This is a genomic window from Levilactobacillus hammesii DSM 16381, from assembly GCF_001434395.1.
GTDB classification, from domain to species: Bacteria; Bacillota; Bacilli; order Lactobacillales; family Lactobacillaceae; genus Levilactobacillus; species Levilactobacillus hammesii.
This window is the reverse complement of the sequence record NZ_AZFS01000061.1, coordinates 304,189-320,012: the sequence shown is the minus strand read 5'-3', so window position 1 is coordinate 320,012 and position 15,824 is coordinate 304,189. Positions and strand designations below refer to the sequence as shown.

The window sequence follows — 15,824 nt, the reverse complement described above, 5'->3', positions numbered from 1 at the left end:
TGCCAGAGATTCCGGCTGCTGTGGGGACCGCCTGCGGCCTGAAGTACGGTCCTCCGGCTCGGTTTGAAGCCCGGCAGAGTTCGCCGGTCTCCAAACACGTCCCACGCTGTAAGCCGAAGAATCGGCTAACACCGTTGTCACGGCTGCCTCCATCTCTGGCCTCCTCCGGTTAAGCTAATTCTGAACCATAACGGTGATACTCACATCAGTGGACTGGCAATGTTCATCCCAGGTTATGGGTGACATTCTGTGAAGCCGTGAGTGAGCCAAATTTGGGCTCAGCCGTGGGATTTTCCAAGTGGTCTACTTGGAAAATGGTGTCTTTGAAACGCGGGTTATCGGTTCAAAGCAAGGCCCGAGACCGCTCTGTGGCTCGAGCCGTCCTGCCCACCGCGTTCTAGTCCAAATTTGGCGAACGGCAAGGCGGCCAAGTATCATCAATATTGAAATCAAATCAAGTCGGCATCGTTATTACCCTTTAGGGTGACAGCGGTGCCGTTTTTTGGTGTGGCATGCATGGGACAAAAGCAGAATAAACGTTATTGACAGCGCTTTCATTAAAGGCGTACGATTAAACCTATTGAAGGCGGAAACGAGGCGAACGGAATGAATATCGTAATTGGTCTCTTGCCAGCACTCTTTTGGGGGATTCTGCCCATTTGGATGCAGGGACGGACCGGGGGCAACTGGACGGAACAGCTGTTGGGAACCAGTGTGGGGGGCGTGATCAGTGCCATTGTGCTCCAATTGATTTTTCACTATGATCTCAACGTGACTGATTTTCTCCTCTATTTTTGTTCAGGGGTCTGCTGGAGTATTGGGCAAGGTGGCCAGTACTGGGGATATGGTGCCTTAGGGGTCAACAACGCCGTTCCGTTCTCGACGGCTCTGCAGATTATTGGGAACTCCCTGATTGGTGGCTGGGTCTTTGGCGAATGGGTGGGTTGGCACGATAGCGCGTTGGGCGTGATTGCGCTGATGATCATTCTCGCCGGGGTGATGATTAGCAACGGTGTCATTCACGTTTCCCGTAAGGATCTCGGTGCTTATGCGCTGCTGGTGGTGACCTGTGTGGGTTACTGGGGCTATTCCGGATTCCCTCACTATGCGGTGGGCAAGGGCTTGACGGGCTTCTTGCCACAGACCTTGGGGATGATGGCCGGTGCCCTGACGATTTACCTGGTTGGGCGGAAACGAATTCCGGGACAGGATCCGTGGGGGCTGCGCAATATTACCTCGGGCTTTATCTTTGCCGTGGCGGCGGGAACCTATCTGATGTCGCTGAACCTCAACGGGTTGGTGAATGGCTTTGTTCTGACCCAGTTAAACGTCGTAGTCGCAACCCTACTGAGCGTGGTGATCTTAAAGGAAGCCAATCTCAAACAGCTGATTCCCAAGGCAATTGGGCTGGCGATTCTGATCGGTGGGGCCGTCATGATGGTCCATATTTAAAAATTTATAAGGCGTGATTTCTGTCAGAGAACGTCATAGAATGAGGCTTCTTCTTTGTTTTCAATTACGCAACGGTTTACCTAAATGATAAGAAGGTTAAGTACACGCTGAATGCGAGCAACTATTTCTTAGGCTAGTTGGGGTTGGGAGTGTCCTTAGGGACGCTTCTTTTTTTGATGAGTTATTAAACGTACGTTCCCCTAAATGGCGAGTTGTGGTATGCTTACAGAATGACTTTTGAACTCGGAAAGGACGATTTTTGATGGCAACCACCCTTCTCACGCCGGCGCAGAACCGGTTCCTACAACTGACGCAACCAGCCCTAGAACTACCAGCGCTGACCCGGGTCTTACCGGTGCTGCGTGACCATCCGACGGTTAAAGACACCAGTGACTTTTTGACTCGCTCGGCCAGGGAGACGATTCAGGAGCAGCGCGTGGATTGGCTGGTGACGGGGAGTCTGGCTTGGAAATTGTTGGCCCGATTGCCCTACGCTATCAATGCCAGTGATCGCCGCATGGACTGGCACCACTGTGCGCTGTGTCATAAGCCGGTGCGCTACGAATACCACGTGGTGTTGCGGGCGACCGGCCACGAGATCCTGGTGGGGTCCGAGTGTGTTAAGAAGTTTATGAGTGATGAAATGCAGTATCTGATGGCCATTACGACCGAGGATAATTTCCACGCGGTCGCCCAGTATGACACGCTGACGGCGCAATATCCGGTGGTGCCAGAAATTCTGTGGACCAAAGATGCACTGCCGCATTTGCCACAAACCCACCGGAGACGGCAACGTTGGGTGCACAACGGCACGCAAGCCACGGTCACAGGTTATTTACGGCATCGGACACAGACGCTGCCAGACGCGCAATTAGCCCCGTATTTGACGGAATACGATCAGCTACAATCGGCGGATCAGCAGGCCGAACAGGTTCAACGGCAGCGGGTGCAGGTGAAGCAGCGTGCGGCCCAGGATTTAGCCGCCAAGGAAGAACAGGCCGCCTGGGAGGCAGCAAATTCGGCGCAAACGGCGGCGGAACGGACACTACGCGCCTCTGCGGACTATCAAACTTATCTGACAGCGGTAGCGGGCCTGTTGACGCAGCATTTAACGCTGGCGGTGTTTAAGCAGGAGTTAGCAGCGATTCCGATGCCAGTGGCGTTGCGGAAATTGGTGAATTCTTACCAATTAGGTGTGATGGCAACCGAGTTTGCGCGAACCGGTCAAATTAAGGCGGCTCGGTTGCAGATTGTACCGCGCTACCTGGTGGCTGATCTGAATCGTATCAGTCGCCGGTTGGCCGCCCAACGCCAACGGGATTGGGATGATGACGTGTTTAACGCGGTCATCGGTTTTGATCTGCCGGTTGCTCAGCGACAGGCACGTTTGGGGGACCTGCAACGTTGTTGGGAAGGCCGGCAAGTACCGGCTGCAGTATATCCCCAGCTTCTAACCTTGAAAACACGATTAGAACAGGGTCAATCGCTACCGACGGATTGGCCAGCGAGATTAAGACGGGCTTTGCAACAACGTTTAGAGCGGCAACCCACGGCCGGCTGGGTCCCCGCCCGGAAAAACCACGTCACGCCAGCGCAACTACGCCGGCTCATTGATGGGGAAAATGAGTTTACGGCGGTGGCAGCGGCCTATCATCGGTTATATGCCCTGCCGGCCGCGGATGAGGCCGTGACGTTATCTGCGCTGCACCGGTATTACCTGTTGGAACAGGATCGACAAGCGGGACGAACTGCCGCCACACAGCGACTTGTGGCGCAACTGTTAACTGAAGAGAATTAGAGTAGGCGGTCCGGACAAGGTCTGGGCCGCTTTTTTTATTGGCGAAATAGTTCGATGGTTTGATGAGAGGGGGGCGTCATCCGTTATCACCTGACTAATTTTTGACCACATTCAATAAAACGCTGAAAAATAACGGACGGAATTAGTTTTGTTAACAAACTTCAATGGGCTCAGATGCCTTGATATAACAGTTTTTATAGCAGAAATGATTATTTTCTAAAAAAGTTTCATTTTTAAATAAAAAAACTATTTACAGGCAGACCTTCTCACGCTATAATGAACTTGTTACATATTTAGTAAAGCGTAACCATCAACTAGGAGATCGGTTGCGAAATGATCCCCCATTAACTAAGCGAAGCCAATCTTTGCGATGACTAGTAGTTACGGGGCAATCAGGATTATTAAATATCGATGTGTGAGACTTTGAGGGATAAAACAAACATTGAGGGGTGCTTATATTATGAAGAAGACATTAAGCAGTATTTTATTAGCAAGTGCATTATTATTAGGGGCTATTGCACCAGTTACAGCTAACGCGGCAACAACGGATACTGGCACTGGTCTTAGCGGGACAACGAACAGTACTGTTCACTTTGCTAAGCCTGACACAACGACTACACCAGTTGATCCAACTGACCCAACTAAGCCAGTTGATCCAGACAATACAACTGATCCAAAGGATCCAAACGGTGGGACTACGCCAAGCGGTGACTTAACTTTCCTGTTTGTTTCTAATTCCATTGATTTTGGTTCCGCTGATGCGCCAATCAAGGCACAGACTTCTGGCACTACGCAGAGTATTAATAACGGTAGTAAAAATGCTGACGGGACAACCAATGTTGTTAAGGTTACTAACGGAGCCTTTGCAAGTAACGCTAACCTGTTAACTGAAGTTTCTGATACTCGTGGGTCTAACGCTGGTTGGACGGTTACGGTTAACAGTTCAGCTTTAACCGATTCTAAGGTTGGTGTACTTAAGGGTGCAACGCTTGATCTTGATGGTAGCAAGGCAACTGTTAAGAACTCTGCCGTTGCTGATGGAACTACGATTGACAAAGCAGATACTGGTGCATTAGCAACTGATGGTACGCCAGGCACAATCTACTCAGCTAAGACTGGCTTTGGTGCCGGTGCAACGACTATGCAATTGGATCCTGCCAATGTTACTTTGAATGTTCCTACCAACGTTGCAACTGGTACTTACACTGGCCAATTGAACTGGACCTTGAGTGACACCCCAGGCAAGTAATAATCAAAATGCGATTAAAGGTGTCCATTCTGTGCGAATGAACACCTTTTTGCTTATGAATGTAGTATTATAAAGATATTACAGAAGATGCATTAACTAGGGTAAGGCAGGGGTGTAAGGATGCAAGGACTTAGACGGGGTTGGTTAGTCATACTAGCCGCCATTAGTTTGGCTTTTGTGGGAATGTTTTCAACAGGGGTCACGGCTCATGCGGCTGCAAATAATGTTGGTTATAATGTATCGGCCAAATTGCCGAGCAATCAAATAAATAAACAAAACTCATTCTTTGATTTAAGGATGAATTCGAATCAAACGCAGAAGTTACAGGTTCGAGTTTATAATGTGACGAATGAAGAAATTAACGTAAAAACGGCGATTCATACAGCCTGGACGAGTGCGGCTGGAACTATCGACTATGTTAATTCTGCGAAATCGTATGATTCATCGTTGCGCTATAAGATGAGCGACATTACCAAAATTCAAGGGAAGAAAACAATCACCATTCCTGCAGGAAGTTCCCGGTTAGTCACCGCAGAGGTTAAGATTCCGAAGACTAGCTTTAACGGCGTTATCCTCGGTGGGTGGTATTTCCAGCGGACGGATAGTAAGGTTACGGGTAATGTCAAAGGTGCCGGTAATCTAAAGAGTCAGTATTCCTACGTCATCGGAATGAAGTACACAATGGGGAAAGTTCCCAATCCGTCAATGAGTTTAGGAAAGGTTGGAGCGGGATTAAGTAATTATCATCGTGGTGTGATTGCGGATATCCGTAATACAACGTCGGTGATTATCCCTAACTTGAAAACGACGACCACAATCACCAATCGTGACGGTGGAGGAGTTGTTCAAAAGGCCAAACAAGAGAATGTCCAGATGGCGCCTAACACCACGTATAGTTATCCAATGCTATATGGGAAGACAGCGTTAAAGGCGGGGCATTATCATTTACACATGGTTGTGAAGAACACCGATCATGAATGGGTCTTTGACCGCGACTTTACGATTACGCAAGCACAGGCTAACAACTATAACAAGAACTCCGTCGATAACACGGGTGTTAATATTTGGCTGTTAGTGGCACTGGGTGCTCTGGGTATGTTGATCCTGATTCTCCTGATTCTGTTGATTATTTACCTGATTCGGCGTAAGCGACGTAAGAACGAAGAAGAGGAAGAGAAGTAAAGGCAGTCTCGAAAGGAGGCGGCGGTCATGAAGAAGATCATTAGGCGACTTGTGGCAGTGGTGGCGGTGGCTCTAGGACTAGGGTTTGGAACCACGGCATTTGCTGAGTCTACCGATAGTGGTGATTCCACGGGCACGCAGGTGGGAATTACGATTGTGAATAACAATCCATCTGGCGGTGGCGGCGGTGGCAATCCCGCTGTTGATACCGGTGACGATGGTGATACGATTGATCCCAATGGTGATGGTGGTACTGTCATCAATGGTGGTGATGGCGCCGATATCAATGGTGACATCCCCAACGGGCATAATCCGACCACTAGTGTTACCAGTCACCACTCGACGGCCAATAAGCCCGCCGGTGCCGTAGCGAGCGTTGTCCATTCTGGGACAGCGGATCTTGTTGCGGGTCGGTTACCCCAAACGGGTGAATCACAGGTCTTTTTAGCCAGCGTCTTTGGCTTGTTCCTGTTGATTGCGATGGTCTTGCTGGCCGTTGTTCGGTGGCAAGCACGGTTGCTCCGTGAGAATCGATAAATTTGAGACTTAACACGTAACGACGTTGCCGGTAGGTAGCGTCGTTTTTTGTCGATCATTTTGCCAAAATAAACAGGACCACCCACAAAGGTAGTCCCGTTATCATCAGGTAGCATTTATAACCAATTCTTCAATGACTTTACCCTTTGGCCCGTAGCATGACGAGTGCTTCTAGCAGCATGCCCACCGCCATGCCGTACATGGCCAGCATATTTTGGTGAAAGATCACCAGCAGTAGCACTACCAGGTAAAACAGCACCGCAAGAACCCGCCGGATGAGATGTCGCATCATAGGGCCACAATCTTGCCAACAGCAATCGGCAACGTCACGTGGGTTGAGTAATGACCGACCGCACCGGCCACCGTGTCAGGTAGGTCAACGTCATCAGTCACGCCATGAATGTAGATGACCCGCTTATCGAGCGCCAAGTCACTATCGTTGAAGGTTTCCTTGAACTTGGCCTCCAAGGCGGCTAGTGGCACGACCTTGGTGTAGGCAAAGTACCCGTTCGCATCGGCCACGGGGTAGTTGTCGTTGGGGACGTTCATCTCATGCGGTGCGGCATCGAAGGGCACCATCGTCGTGCCAGAAACGGCACCGGTCTCGGGGAGGTCAACAAAACCGTCGTGGTTAACGTCCTGGGCCATCGTCGCGATTTCAGCGGGTTGACCGTCTTGAAAACCGTGGAAATGTTCCCAATGTTGCAGGTTAGCTGGCGTATCGAACATTTCAATATTAATGGTTAGCTGGTCGCCGTTGATGGTAAAACGAGCCGTTCCGTGGGCCGCGGTTCCAATCGCTTGTTCGTTGAGTGGCACGATGGTTGCTTGATAAGTTTTCATGGTCAAATGACCTCCTTGAATTGATAGATCTAGTGTATAATGAAGGACAAAATAAAAACTTGATAATTATCAAGAAAGGGAGAAAAAGATGACTCACGACCCATTTAAATGTGTTCAGAAAGCGCCAATTTTTAAAGGCCTGACCGACGCTGATATTGCGGAATTGGCGAAGATTTCGGTGCACCAGCAGGAATTTAAGCGGGGCAGTGTGCTCTACGACCCAACGCAGCCCCTCGATCGCATGCTGATCATTGATGAGGGCCGCGTGAAGGTGTATCAGCTCAATGAGAATGGCAAGGAGAAGGTCCTCTACATGTTGCGAGGGGGCGCTATTGACAGTGAGGCCGCGTTGTTCAGTCAGCGAGACCATTTTAACTATGCCGAAGCCGTTGAAGACACCAAAATCTGCTCGATTGGTCGTGCCGACTTTCAGGCGCTCTTGCATCGCGTGCCAACCGTGGCCTTTAATCTGCTCAACATTTTGGGAGACCGGCTGACCGCGTTGGAATCCGTCAGTGCGTTGACGGGTAATCTGAAGTCTAAAAACCGTGTCTTGGCCTATCTCCAGCAGGTGGGGCAAGAGAAGCAAGCCACGCAGTTCACATTGCCCGAAAAGAAGAAGGAACTCGCCAGCTTTTTGGGGATCACGCCGGAGACGCTGAGTCGGCAACTCAAGCAACTGGCTACCGATGGCCTATTGGAGATTGATGGTCGTCGAATCACTTTACATTAGAGTAACGTCCGACCCGCAAAATGACCTTTGCGGGCTTTTTTAGGTCGTCCTGGCACGTGAATCTGTGGGCAAAAGTAGGCGCGATTTAGGCCAGGTGGTTGAAAAAAGGTCTCACGGATGTTATAGTGTAATAGTAAAATAAGACACTAGAGAGGAAGCCTGAACGTGCAATTTGATGATAAGGTTCCCATTTACATACAGATCAAAAACGTTCTTTATCAGGAAATGATAACCGGTCAACTCGCACCAGGGGCAAAATTACCGGCTGTGCGCCAGTTGGCGGTGGACTTGACGGTCAACGTCAACACCGTTCAGCGTGCCCTCGGAGAAATGATGACGGCCGGAATCGTGACCTCACAACGTGGCAAGGGGAACTTCGTCACCTTGGAGGCGTCGCGGATTACACAGCTAAAGGAGCAATTAGTCATGACACAGGTGGAACAGGCTTATGAGCAGTTACATGCCCTGAACTTAACAGATGAAGAAATTATGGCGAGTCTAAAACAATATATCGCACAAAGGGGGCAACAGGATGACTAATGTTTTAGCAATCGATCAACTGGGTTATAAACACAACTTTAAAACGATTCTCCATGACGTTGACCTGACCCTCGAAGCCGGCAAGATCGTCGGTCTCCTCGGGGAGAACGGGGCCGGGAAGACAACGCTGATGCGGTTGATTACGGGTAGTGCCAAGGGGACGGGCACGATTGCGGTGTGTGGGGACACGCAAGCCGCTCACCATCGCAGCCATGTCAGCTTCACTGAGCAGTTGCGTGGTTTTACGGCGAACACGCGTGTTGATCGGGTGGCCGACTTTTACCGGACGGTGTACCCGGACTTTGACGGGGCTCGGTTTGAGGAGCTGGTGACTTTCCTGCAGATTGACACCAGCTTGAAGCTGGCCGCACTGTCTAAGGGAATGAAGGAAAAGGTCATCATCGCGCTCACCCTGGCGCGTCAGGTCAACCTGTACCTGCTCGATGAACCCTTCAGCGGCATTGACAGTATGAGTCGCAAACGAATTATCAGCAGTATTATCAAGTGGAAGCCGGATGATGCCACGATGGTCATCAGTGACCACTACGTTTCCGAGATCGCACCGATCCTGGATGAAATTGTGGTGGTTAAGGACCAGACCGTGTATGCCCACAAGGAAAGTGATGCCGTGCGTGAAGAGTTCGGCATGGGGATTGAGGCCTACTATGAGAGCTTGTATGAGGGGAGTGTTCAGCATGACTAGTTTTGGTGCTTTGTTTAAGGTCATGAGCCGTGGCCGCTTTCGCATCATGAATTGGCTGATTGTGGGTGATTTTGCGTTGGTCATCGCAACGATGATGTGGGCGTTTGCCACGGATGGCATCCAAGCGGGCGATATCTTTTGGACGACGGTTGCTTGGTCCATCTTGGCGTTTATCCTCGCCTTTATCCTCTTAGCCATCCAGACGGAGCGGGTCTATACCCGCGATACTTACCGCCTATTGCCGTTGGGTGAAACCAAGCTGTACTTGACGGATTTGGCCGCATCACTGATCATGTTTATCTACTTTGGCGTGATTCAGCTGGTGATGTACGCCGTAGCGGAGGCTATCGACAATCGCTATTTGATGAAGTTTTTTGGTGAACCAAGTATCACGACTGGCCAGGCTATCAAGGGAGTCGTGGGGTTCGTGATTCTGGGACTTGCGTTCGTGATTCTGTGCTGGACCACGGTGTCACTGGTCCACTTGGTGATTAGCGCCACGAATAATTTCTTACCAAATACCAGTCGGCGATTGATTAATTTCATTCTGTACGTGGTCGTCATTTTCCTAGTCGTTCGGATCACCGCATTCCTGTTCCATGAATTCAACAACGTTGGTCAGCTGATTGCTGGTGGTGGGACGACGCAGCTCTTGATTAATATTGTCGGGGTGCTCGTGGTTGCGGCGGTCGAAGCCATCTTGAATATCTTGATCTTGAAAAAATGGGTTGAAACGATTCCCAACTAAACTCACAATAACCAGCGAATAGAAGCGCGAACCAGATCCTCGGACGATGTTGAATCATCGGGGGATCTGGTTTTTGTGTTACCAGTAATTAAGCCAAGCCGGATTCAGGGTTAACGCCGGGTGCGTTCGGAGTTGGCCAGTCCGGTGACCCCCACAAATAAAACAATTCCCAACAAGAATTGAATGAAGGCGCTCAACCAGCCGAGTTCCTCTAGGTCTAAGAGACCTTGAAACCACCAGACCACCTTAAAGCTGATGAAGAGGCCTAGCCACTGATATAAGGGAAGGCGTTGAATGGTCGTGTGGACTGAAACCAGCTTGCTTTTCATGGTTAGTAGACTCTCCTCCGTGGGTTTAGCAGATAGCTAAACTATAACAAACGCGCCGGTCCAAGTAAATTAGTTTGCACTATAAATTAAATTGTAAACGAGCGACAAAAAATCCAGTCCTATTCAGACTGGATCGCTTGTTTTTCGCTTGGTAGAGAATGTAGGTTTCCCAATGAAATGAGCAGAGAGATCAGTACCAGTGGCCAGCTCAGCCCGTAAAAGTAGAGGTTGAAGTTGACGCCACTGCTGGGTTTGAAGAACGACAGAATTGACAGGTGGGTGACCGCGCTTACGCCGACCAGCAGGCCGAACATGACCAGCTGGCACAGGAGACCGCCATAGGTTGAGAACCGGTATTTGTGGATGATGGCACTGTCAGCGTCAATGCTGTCGAGACGGTAGAGGGTCTCGTTGATGGTCGGGTTGTCGTAGCCTACGTAGAGCGTAATCAGCAACAATCCCAATAGATAGCTGCCCACCCCAGGAATCAGGAGGAGAATCTGACCCACCATCAGGCTGATCAGGCTGTATTTTCGGGCACGGTGGGCATTGTGCCGGCCTAAAAGATTGAAGACCGTGTAGCCCGTTTCAAACCCCAACATGTAGACGGCAAATACGGCATACATCCCCGCATTTCCTAGATAAAAGTAGGCAAAGAATCCGTTAAATAGGAGCACCAGACTCACCAGAAAGCCCCGGTTTAAGAGCCGCATCTTGTAGCTCGGCAGAACGTGCCAATCGGCAATCAACTCAATGACCAAGATCAGCAGAGCCACCCCAATGATAGTTAGGGTTAGCCAACTGGGAAGGGTGACGGACGCCTTGCGCAAGGTTGTCAGTACGGCAATGACCCCGAAGAAGATCAGCGACAGTACCCAGCGCCAGGTCTGTGAGAGCCCGTGAATTTGGTGGGGGCTTGCCCGGTAGAAGTCACTGGTGAAGTTGTCCAAGAGTAGACCACCGGGAAGCGCCGCGAGATAGAGGAGTCCCAGCAAGGTAAAGGTGAGGTTGTAGTTGAACTTGGCCAGCACATCGGCGCCGACAATTAGAGCCAGTCCGGCGAAGATGAGCCAGTAAAGTCGCTTCATCTTAAAGTTCGCGGTGTGGGTCAGATGGAGTTTGACCGTCAAAAAATACGGCCAAATGGTGGCGGCACTATAGCCCCACAGGAGACTCCCCGCGATGAGCCAGCCCAGTTGGGCAGTAGCCGCAAAGATCAGGCTACCGGCCGCACCCAGCGTCAGACTGAGCATGAGGTAGGTGCTGGATTTGAGATTGAGTCGTTTGGTGTAAAAGATACTGGCGGCACGGGAAATGTAAAAAGCTACCAGGGCAATCAGATACGTCTCGCTTTGCGTCTGTTGCCACTTGGCTAGAATCAACACGTAGGGCAGCATGATGCCAATGTTCGCTAGGAAATTAAGGGTGCCGACGGAAAAATCAATGGCACCTTGTTTAAATCGTCTCACGGGATAGAATCCCTCTTTCGTTTACAGTTTGTTCAAGTATAACAAAGATTTACAGAATGGTCGGATGGCGTGTTTTCTGACGGGCAGATCCTAAGCTGTCAGAATGAACGGCTAGTCCCCCTTGGCGGCAGGATAAACAAATGGGGTTGGCGGTGACCGCCAACCCCATGATGACATGCAATTTAGTTGAAGCTTAGCGTACAGGCAACATAGCTTTGGAATGCCGCCTTACCGTTTGCCAAATTTGAACTGGAACGCGGTGGGCAGGACGGCCTGAGCCAAAGGGCGGTCTCAGGCCTCGCTTTGAGCCGAAAAATTCACGTCTCAAAGTCGCCATTTTCCAAGCAGAACACTTGGAAAATCCCACGGCTGAGTCCAAATTTGGCTCACTCACGGCTACACAGAACTTGGTTATGCCAGCGATGGTTTCACTAGTGTTAAGTTTAATCACCAGCTTAACCGGAGGAGGCCAGAGATGCAGGCAGCCGTGACAACGGTGTTAGCCGAGAATCGGCTTACAGCGTGGGACGTGTTTGGAGACCGGCGATTTGTGCCGGGCTTCAAACCGAGCCGGAGGACCGCTTCTTAGGCCATAGGCGGTCCCCACAGCAGCCGGAATTTCTGGCAGCCGCAGGTGACGGTTGATGACTAATTTAATGTTCAACATCTCTTATCCGCCGGCGTGTAGTGTTCAGCCTAGTTTTCCGAAGAAGTCTTCGGCGTCAGCCGCTTTTCGATGAAGGAGAGTACCAGGTCGGTAATGATCGCCATCAGCGCAGTTGGCAGTGCCCCTGCCAGGATAATGGCGCCCCCGTTAGTGGCGTTGGTCCCGCGGACAATGATGTCCCCCAGACCACCGGAACCAATGAAGGACCCGATCACGGTAATCCCAATTCCGAGAACCAGGGCGTTACGAATTCCGGCAATGATCACGGATAGGGACAGCGGGATTCGAATCGTCTTCATGATTTGAAAACGGGTCATCCCCATCCCCTTACCAGCATCCAACACGTCTTGATCGACACTCAGCATGCCCGTGTAGGTGTTCTTCACGATTGGCAGTAGCGAGTAGAGGAAGACGGTGGCGATGACCGTATTTTGTCCCAGCCCCAAGCCTAGCATCAGGATGGAGAGCATGGCCAGGGAAGGAATGGTCTGAATGACGTTGGCAATCCCAATGATAATGGGGGATAGCTTCCGGTTTTGTGAGATCCAGATCCCAATGGGAATTCCCACAATGGCCCCAAACAGCACCCCGTAGATGGAAACGAGGAACGTTTGGTTGAATTGACTGAGGACGTACATCCCGTTATGCGAGAAATAGTAAACTAACTGACTGAATAAGCCCATGTCTTTCATGCCTAGTTCCCCCCTTCAAAGTAGTGGTGTTGTTTCAAGAAATCAGTGGCCACGGTTTGTGGTTCTTCCAGTTGGTCATCAACCTTGTAGTTTAAGTCCTGCATGGTCTTTAGTGAAATCTTGCCGACCAAGCGGTTCAGCACGGGTTTTAACTCAGGATGCTTCTTGAGGATCGCATCGGTGGCGACCGGACTCCCATCGTATGGTGGGAAGAAGTTGCGGTCATCCTTCAGGATCGTCAGGTCGTAACTGCCGACCCGGCCATCGGTGGAATAACCCAGAATGGCATCCATTTTACCAGCCGACAGGGCATCGTAGAGTAAGCCGACTTGCATCGGGTAGACGGTGCCGAAGCTAAAGCCGTAATCCTTTTGAAAGGCGGGGTAACCGTCACCCTGACGGTTCTGCCAGATTTGGTCAATCCCAACCCGCATATTAGGCGCGAGCTTCTGTAGGTCACTGACGGTCTTCAAGTGGTGTTTCTTGGCGTAACTCTTCTTGACCATCCAGGCGTAGGTATCGGCGAACCCGTAAGATTTGAAGTAAGTCATGTGGTAACGACTTTCAAATTGCTGGGTCACGATTGAATTGACCTTGGATGGGTCCCGTTCGAATTTTTCGTTCAGAATGGTGGTCAAGTCGGTCCCGTTGAAACGAATGGAAGAAATATCAGCGTTGTCGTTCTTAAGCGCATTGAAACTCACATTCCCAGAACCAAGGTTATTGACGATGGTTGAATCGAGTTTGGTGTAGTGGCCGATCATGCCTTGAATCATGTAGGCCATGATCTGTTGCTCGGTTGTGTTCTGCGAGGCGATGCGGACGGTATTGTTACCGGAGCCACTCAGACCAGGTAGGCTACAACCACCAATGGGTAAGAGTACGATGACTAACAGAAGTCCGGCTAGCCATTGACGTAAATGTTTTCGCATGACGGACCTCCTATCGTAATTGCCGTGGTGTCACGGTGTTTTCTAATTTACCTAACAAATAGTCCACGAACAGGGCCAATAAGATAACGGGAATCGAGCCACCCAGGATTAAATCGGAGCGGTAGAGGTTCAGGCCGTTAAAGATAAAGTCACCTAGACCACCGGCACCAATGTAGGATGCCAGGGTCGCCCACGCAATGACGTAGGTCGCAGACAGCCGAATCCCGGACATAATCACGGGGGCGGCTAGCGGAATCTCGGCGCGAATCATCGATTGCCACCAGGTCATCCCCATCCCCTTAGCCGCGTCACGTACGGTGGGCGAGACGCCCTCCATCCCCAAATAGGTGTTGCGCAAAATGGGGAGTAAGGAGTAGATAAACAGGGCGACAATAGCGGGGGTGGAGCCGATCCCGAAGATGGGAATCATCATGGCCAACAGCGCCATGGCGGGGATGGTTTGGAGCACCCCGGCCAGGGTGATGACCGCGTTAGCCCCATGCTTCATCCGCGTGAGGAGAATGCCCAAGGGCACCGCCACGATAATCCCGAGAAAGAGGGCAGCCGCAGAAATATAGAGATGTTGGCCGGTCTTATCGATCAGTTGCATCCCGTAGACTTGTAAGAAGTGAATCATTGTGATGATTCGCCTCCTTCATGCGTTGCGGCAGCGTGAATGTCGGCGTTGATTGGTGAAGCCGGTTCTTCATTGTCAGCTGGTGCGCCACGAAGAGCATCGTAAACAATATCAACCAATGCCGTTCTCGTCACGATCCCCACGAGGTGTTTCTTGGCGTCGACAACGGGAACGTTTTTAACCCCCTGTTTCAGAATTCGGTCAACGGTGTCCCCGATGAGGGCGCTGGCCTGTACGTAAAAGACCTCGTGATTGGTAAAGCGACTGACAGGCGTCGTGGCGTCGGTGATCCGGTTAATGTCGTCCAGGTCAACGTAGCCTTGTAGCACACCCTCTGCATCGGTAACCAAAAGCGTATCAACACGCCGTTCATGCATGAGGTCAATGGCGTCATCCAGCGTCTTGTCAGGCGTGATGGCGGCCGGGTTCTTCAACATGATCTGACTAACGGAGAGAATGTTAGGTTGTGCTCTGATCAGCCGTTCTTCACCGATAAGATTGGTGACGAATTCGTTGGCCGGGTGCCGCAGGATATTTTCGGGCGTGTCAACCTGCACCTGTTTACCGTGGCTCATGATGACCACTCGTGTCGACAGGTGAAGGGCTTCGTCCATATCATGGGTCACGAAGATAAAGGTCTTACCCAGGTCTTCTTGAAGATGCTTGACCAGGTCCTGCAAGGATTCCCGCGTAATGGGGTCCAAGGCACCAAAAGGTTCGTCCATCAGGATAATCTGTTGGTCGGCGGCTAGGGCCCGAACGACCCCAATCCGTTGTTGCTGCCCACCGGAGAGCTCTCCGGGGTAGCGTTGCAACATTTCTTCTGGCAATTGTGCCAAATTGATCATTTTTTTCGCTTGTTCGGCGCGTTTCTCTTTGGACCAGCCGAGGAGCTTCGGGACAATTTCGATGTTTTCTTGAATCGTCATGTGCGGCATCAGCCCGATGTTTTGAATCACGTAGCCGATTGAACGCCGTAGCTTGACGGGATCCATCTTAGAAATATCCTTGCCATCAATCTTGATGGTTCCGGAAGTCTGGTTCAACATGCGATTGATCATCCGCATGGTCGTGGTCTTCCCTGAACCAGACGTCCCGATGAAGGAAATGAATTCCCCACGGTCGACTTGTAAGTTGAAGTCGTCAACGGCAATTTTGCCATTGGGATATTCCTTACGTAGATGTTCCATTGAAAGTAGCATAGATTGACCTCCTGTGTAGTGATGTCACACTTCTGGAAAAACGCCAGAAATATAAAAGAACGATCGGCATGTCAAAGTGGCACACGCGAGGTGAAGCAACTTGGAATCCGG

General features: G+C 50.7%; 17 protein-coding genes. 9 read left to right on the top strand and 8 right to left on the bottom strand.

What is annotated here, in order from left to right; all coding sequences use genetic code 11:
- Window positions 1–606 precede the first annotated feature (606 nt).
- From FD28_RS10215 to FD28_RS10195, 5 genes are all read left to right on the top strand, one after another.
- Window positions 607–1,452, top strand: a complete 846-nt coding sequence (locus tag FD28_RS10215; RefSeq protein ID WP_057734942.1) for a GRP family sugar transporter — start codon at window positions 607–609, stop codon at window positions 1,450–1,452.
- 262 nt (window positions 1,453–1,714) lie between these two features.
- Window positions 1,715–3,250 (top strand): hypothetical protein, encoded by a 1,536-nt coding sequence (locus tag FD28_RS10210; protein ID WP_057734941.1) that lies wholly within the window; start codon window positions 1,715–1,717, stop codon window positions 3,248–3,250.
- A gap of 460 nt (window positions 3,251–3,710) precedes the next feature.
- Window positions 3,711–4,499 carry a WxL domain-containing protein gene (locus FD28_RS10205; RefSeq protein WP_057734940.1) on the top strand — a complete coding sequence of 263 codons (789 nt, stop codon included), beginning with the start codon at window positions 3,711–3,713 and terminating at the stop codon, window positions 4,497–4,499.
- Between the two features lie 120 nt (window positions 4,500–4,619).
- Complete coding sequence (locus FD28_RS10200) at window positions 4,620–5,681, top strand: WxLIP family cell surface protein (RefSeq protein ID WP_057734939.1); 1,062 nt, start codon at window positions 4,620–4,622, stop codon at window positions 5,679–5,681.
- Between the two features lie 27 nt (window positions 5,682–5,708).
- A complete protein-coding gene (locus FD28_RS10195; protein WP_057734938.1) occupies window positions 5,709–6,218 on the top strand; it encodes an LPXTG cell wall anchor domain-containing protein in 510 nt (169 codons plus the stop codon).
- Window positions 6,219–6,357: 139 nt separating this feature from the next.
- Here FD28_RS10195 and FD28_RS13350 read toward each other — a convergent pair whose 3' ends face one another.
- Together FD28_RS13350 and FD28_RS10190 are read right to left on the bottom strand one after the other, a co-directional pair.
- Complete coding sequence (locus tag FD28_RS13350; protein ID WP_235806887.1) at window positions 6,358–6,510, bottom strand: hypothetical protein; 153 nt, start codon at window positions 6,508–6,510, stop codon at window positions 6,358–6,360.
- Complete coding sequence (locus tag FD28_RS10190) at window positions 6,507–7,061, bottom strand: hypothetical protein (protein ID WP_057734937.1); 555 nt, start codon at window positions 7,059–7,061, stop codon at window positions 6,507–6,509. The genes FD28_RS13350 and FD28_RS10190 overlap by 4 nt, the downstream gene beginning before the upstream one ends.
- 88 nt (window positions 7,062–7,149) lie before the next feature.
- On the opposite strand from FD28_RS10190, the gene FD28_RS10185 reads away from it, so the two are divergent.
- From FD28_RS10185 to FD28_RS10170, 4 genes are all read left to right on the top strand, one after another.
- Window positions 7,150–7,794 carry a Crp/Fnr family transcriptional regulator gene (locus tag FD28_RS10185; protein ID WP_057734936.1) on the top strand — a complete coding sequence of 215 codons (645 nt, stop codon included), beginning with the start codon at window positions 7,150–7,152 and terminating at the stop codon, window positions 7,792–7,794.
- Window positions 7,795–7,959: 165 nt separating this feature from the next.
- Window positions 7,960–8,334, top strand: a complete 375-nt coding sequence (locus FD28_RS10180) for a GntR family transcriptional regulator (protein WP_057734935.1) — start codon at window positions 7,960–7,962, stop codon at window positions 8,332–8,334.
- Window positions 8,327–9,037, top strand: a complete 711-nt coding sequence (locus FD28_RS10175) for an ATP-binding cassette domain-containing protein (RefSeq protein WP_057734934.1) — start codon at window positions 8,327–8,329, stop codon at window positions 9,035–9,037. The genes FD28_RS10180 and FD28_RS10175 overlap by 8 nt, the downstream gene beginning before the upstream one ends.
- Window positions 9,030–9,785, top strand: coding sequence for a hypothetical protein (locus tag FD28_RS10170; protein WP_057734933.1), 756 nt, complete (start codon window positions 9,030–9,032; stop codon window positions 9,783–9,785). Before FD28_RS10175 ends, FD28_RS10170 begins: the two co-directional genes overlap by 8 nt.
- 110 nt (window positions 9,786–9,895) lie before the next feature.
- Here FD28_RS10170 and FD28_RS10165 read toward each other — a convergent pair whose 3' ends face one another.
- The 6 genes from FD28_RS10165 to FD28_RS10140 all read right to left on the bottom strand — a co-directional run bounded on the left by FD28_RS10165 (window position 9,896) and on the right by FD28_RS10140 (window position 15,713).
- Complete coding sequence (locus FD28_RS10165; RefSeq protein WP_057734932.1) at window positions 9,896–10,114, bottom strand: hypothetical protein; 219 nt, start codon at window positions 10,112–10,114, stop codon at window positions 9,896–9,898.
- 119 nt (window positions 10,115–10,233) lie between these two features.
- Complete coding sequence (locus FD28_RS10160) at window positions 10,234–11,583, bottom strand: hypothetical protein (protein ID WP_083478170.1); 1,350 nt, start codon at window positions 11,581–11,583, stop codon at window positions 10,234–10,236.
- A 696-nt stretch (window positions 11,584–12,279) separates the two neighbouring features.
- Window positions 12,280–12,942, bottom strand: coding sequence for an ABC transporter permease (locus tag FD28_RS10155; RefSeq protein WP_057734931.1), 663 nt, complete (start codon window positions 12,940–12,942; stop codon window positions 12,280–12,282).
- 2 nt (window positions 12,943–12,944) lie between these two features.
- Entirely contained in the window at window positions 12,945–13,874 is a 930-nt protein-coding gene (locus FD28_RS10150) for an osmoprotectant ABC transporter substrate-binding protein (RefSeq protein ID WP_057734930.1), read from the bottom strand.
- Window positions 13,875–13,884: 10 nt separating this feature from the next.
- Window positions 13,885–14,511 (bottom strand): ABC transporter permease, encoded by a 627-nt coding sequence (locus tag FD28_RS10145; RefSeq protein WP_057734929.1) that lies wholly within the window; start codon window positions 14,509–14,511, stop codon window positions 13,885–13,887.
- Window positions 14,508–15,713: a betaine/proline/choline family ABC transporter ATP-binding protein gene (locus tag FD28_RS10140; RefSeq protein WP_057734928.1), complete on the bottom strand. Its 1,206-nt coding sequence runs from the start codon at window positions 15,711–15,713 to the stop codon at window positions 14,508–14,510. Before FD28_RS10140 ends, FD28_RS10145 begins: the two co-directional genes overlap by 4 nt.
- Window positions 15,714–15,824 lie beyond the last annotated feature (111 nt).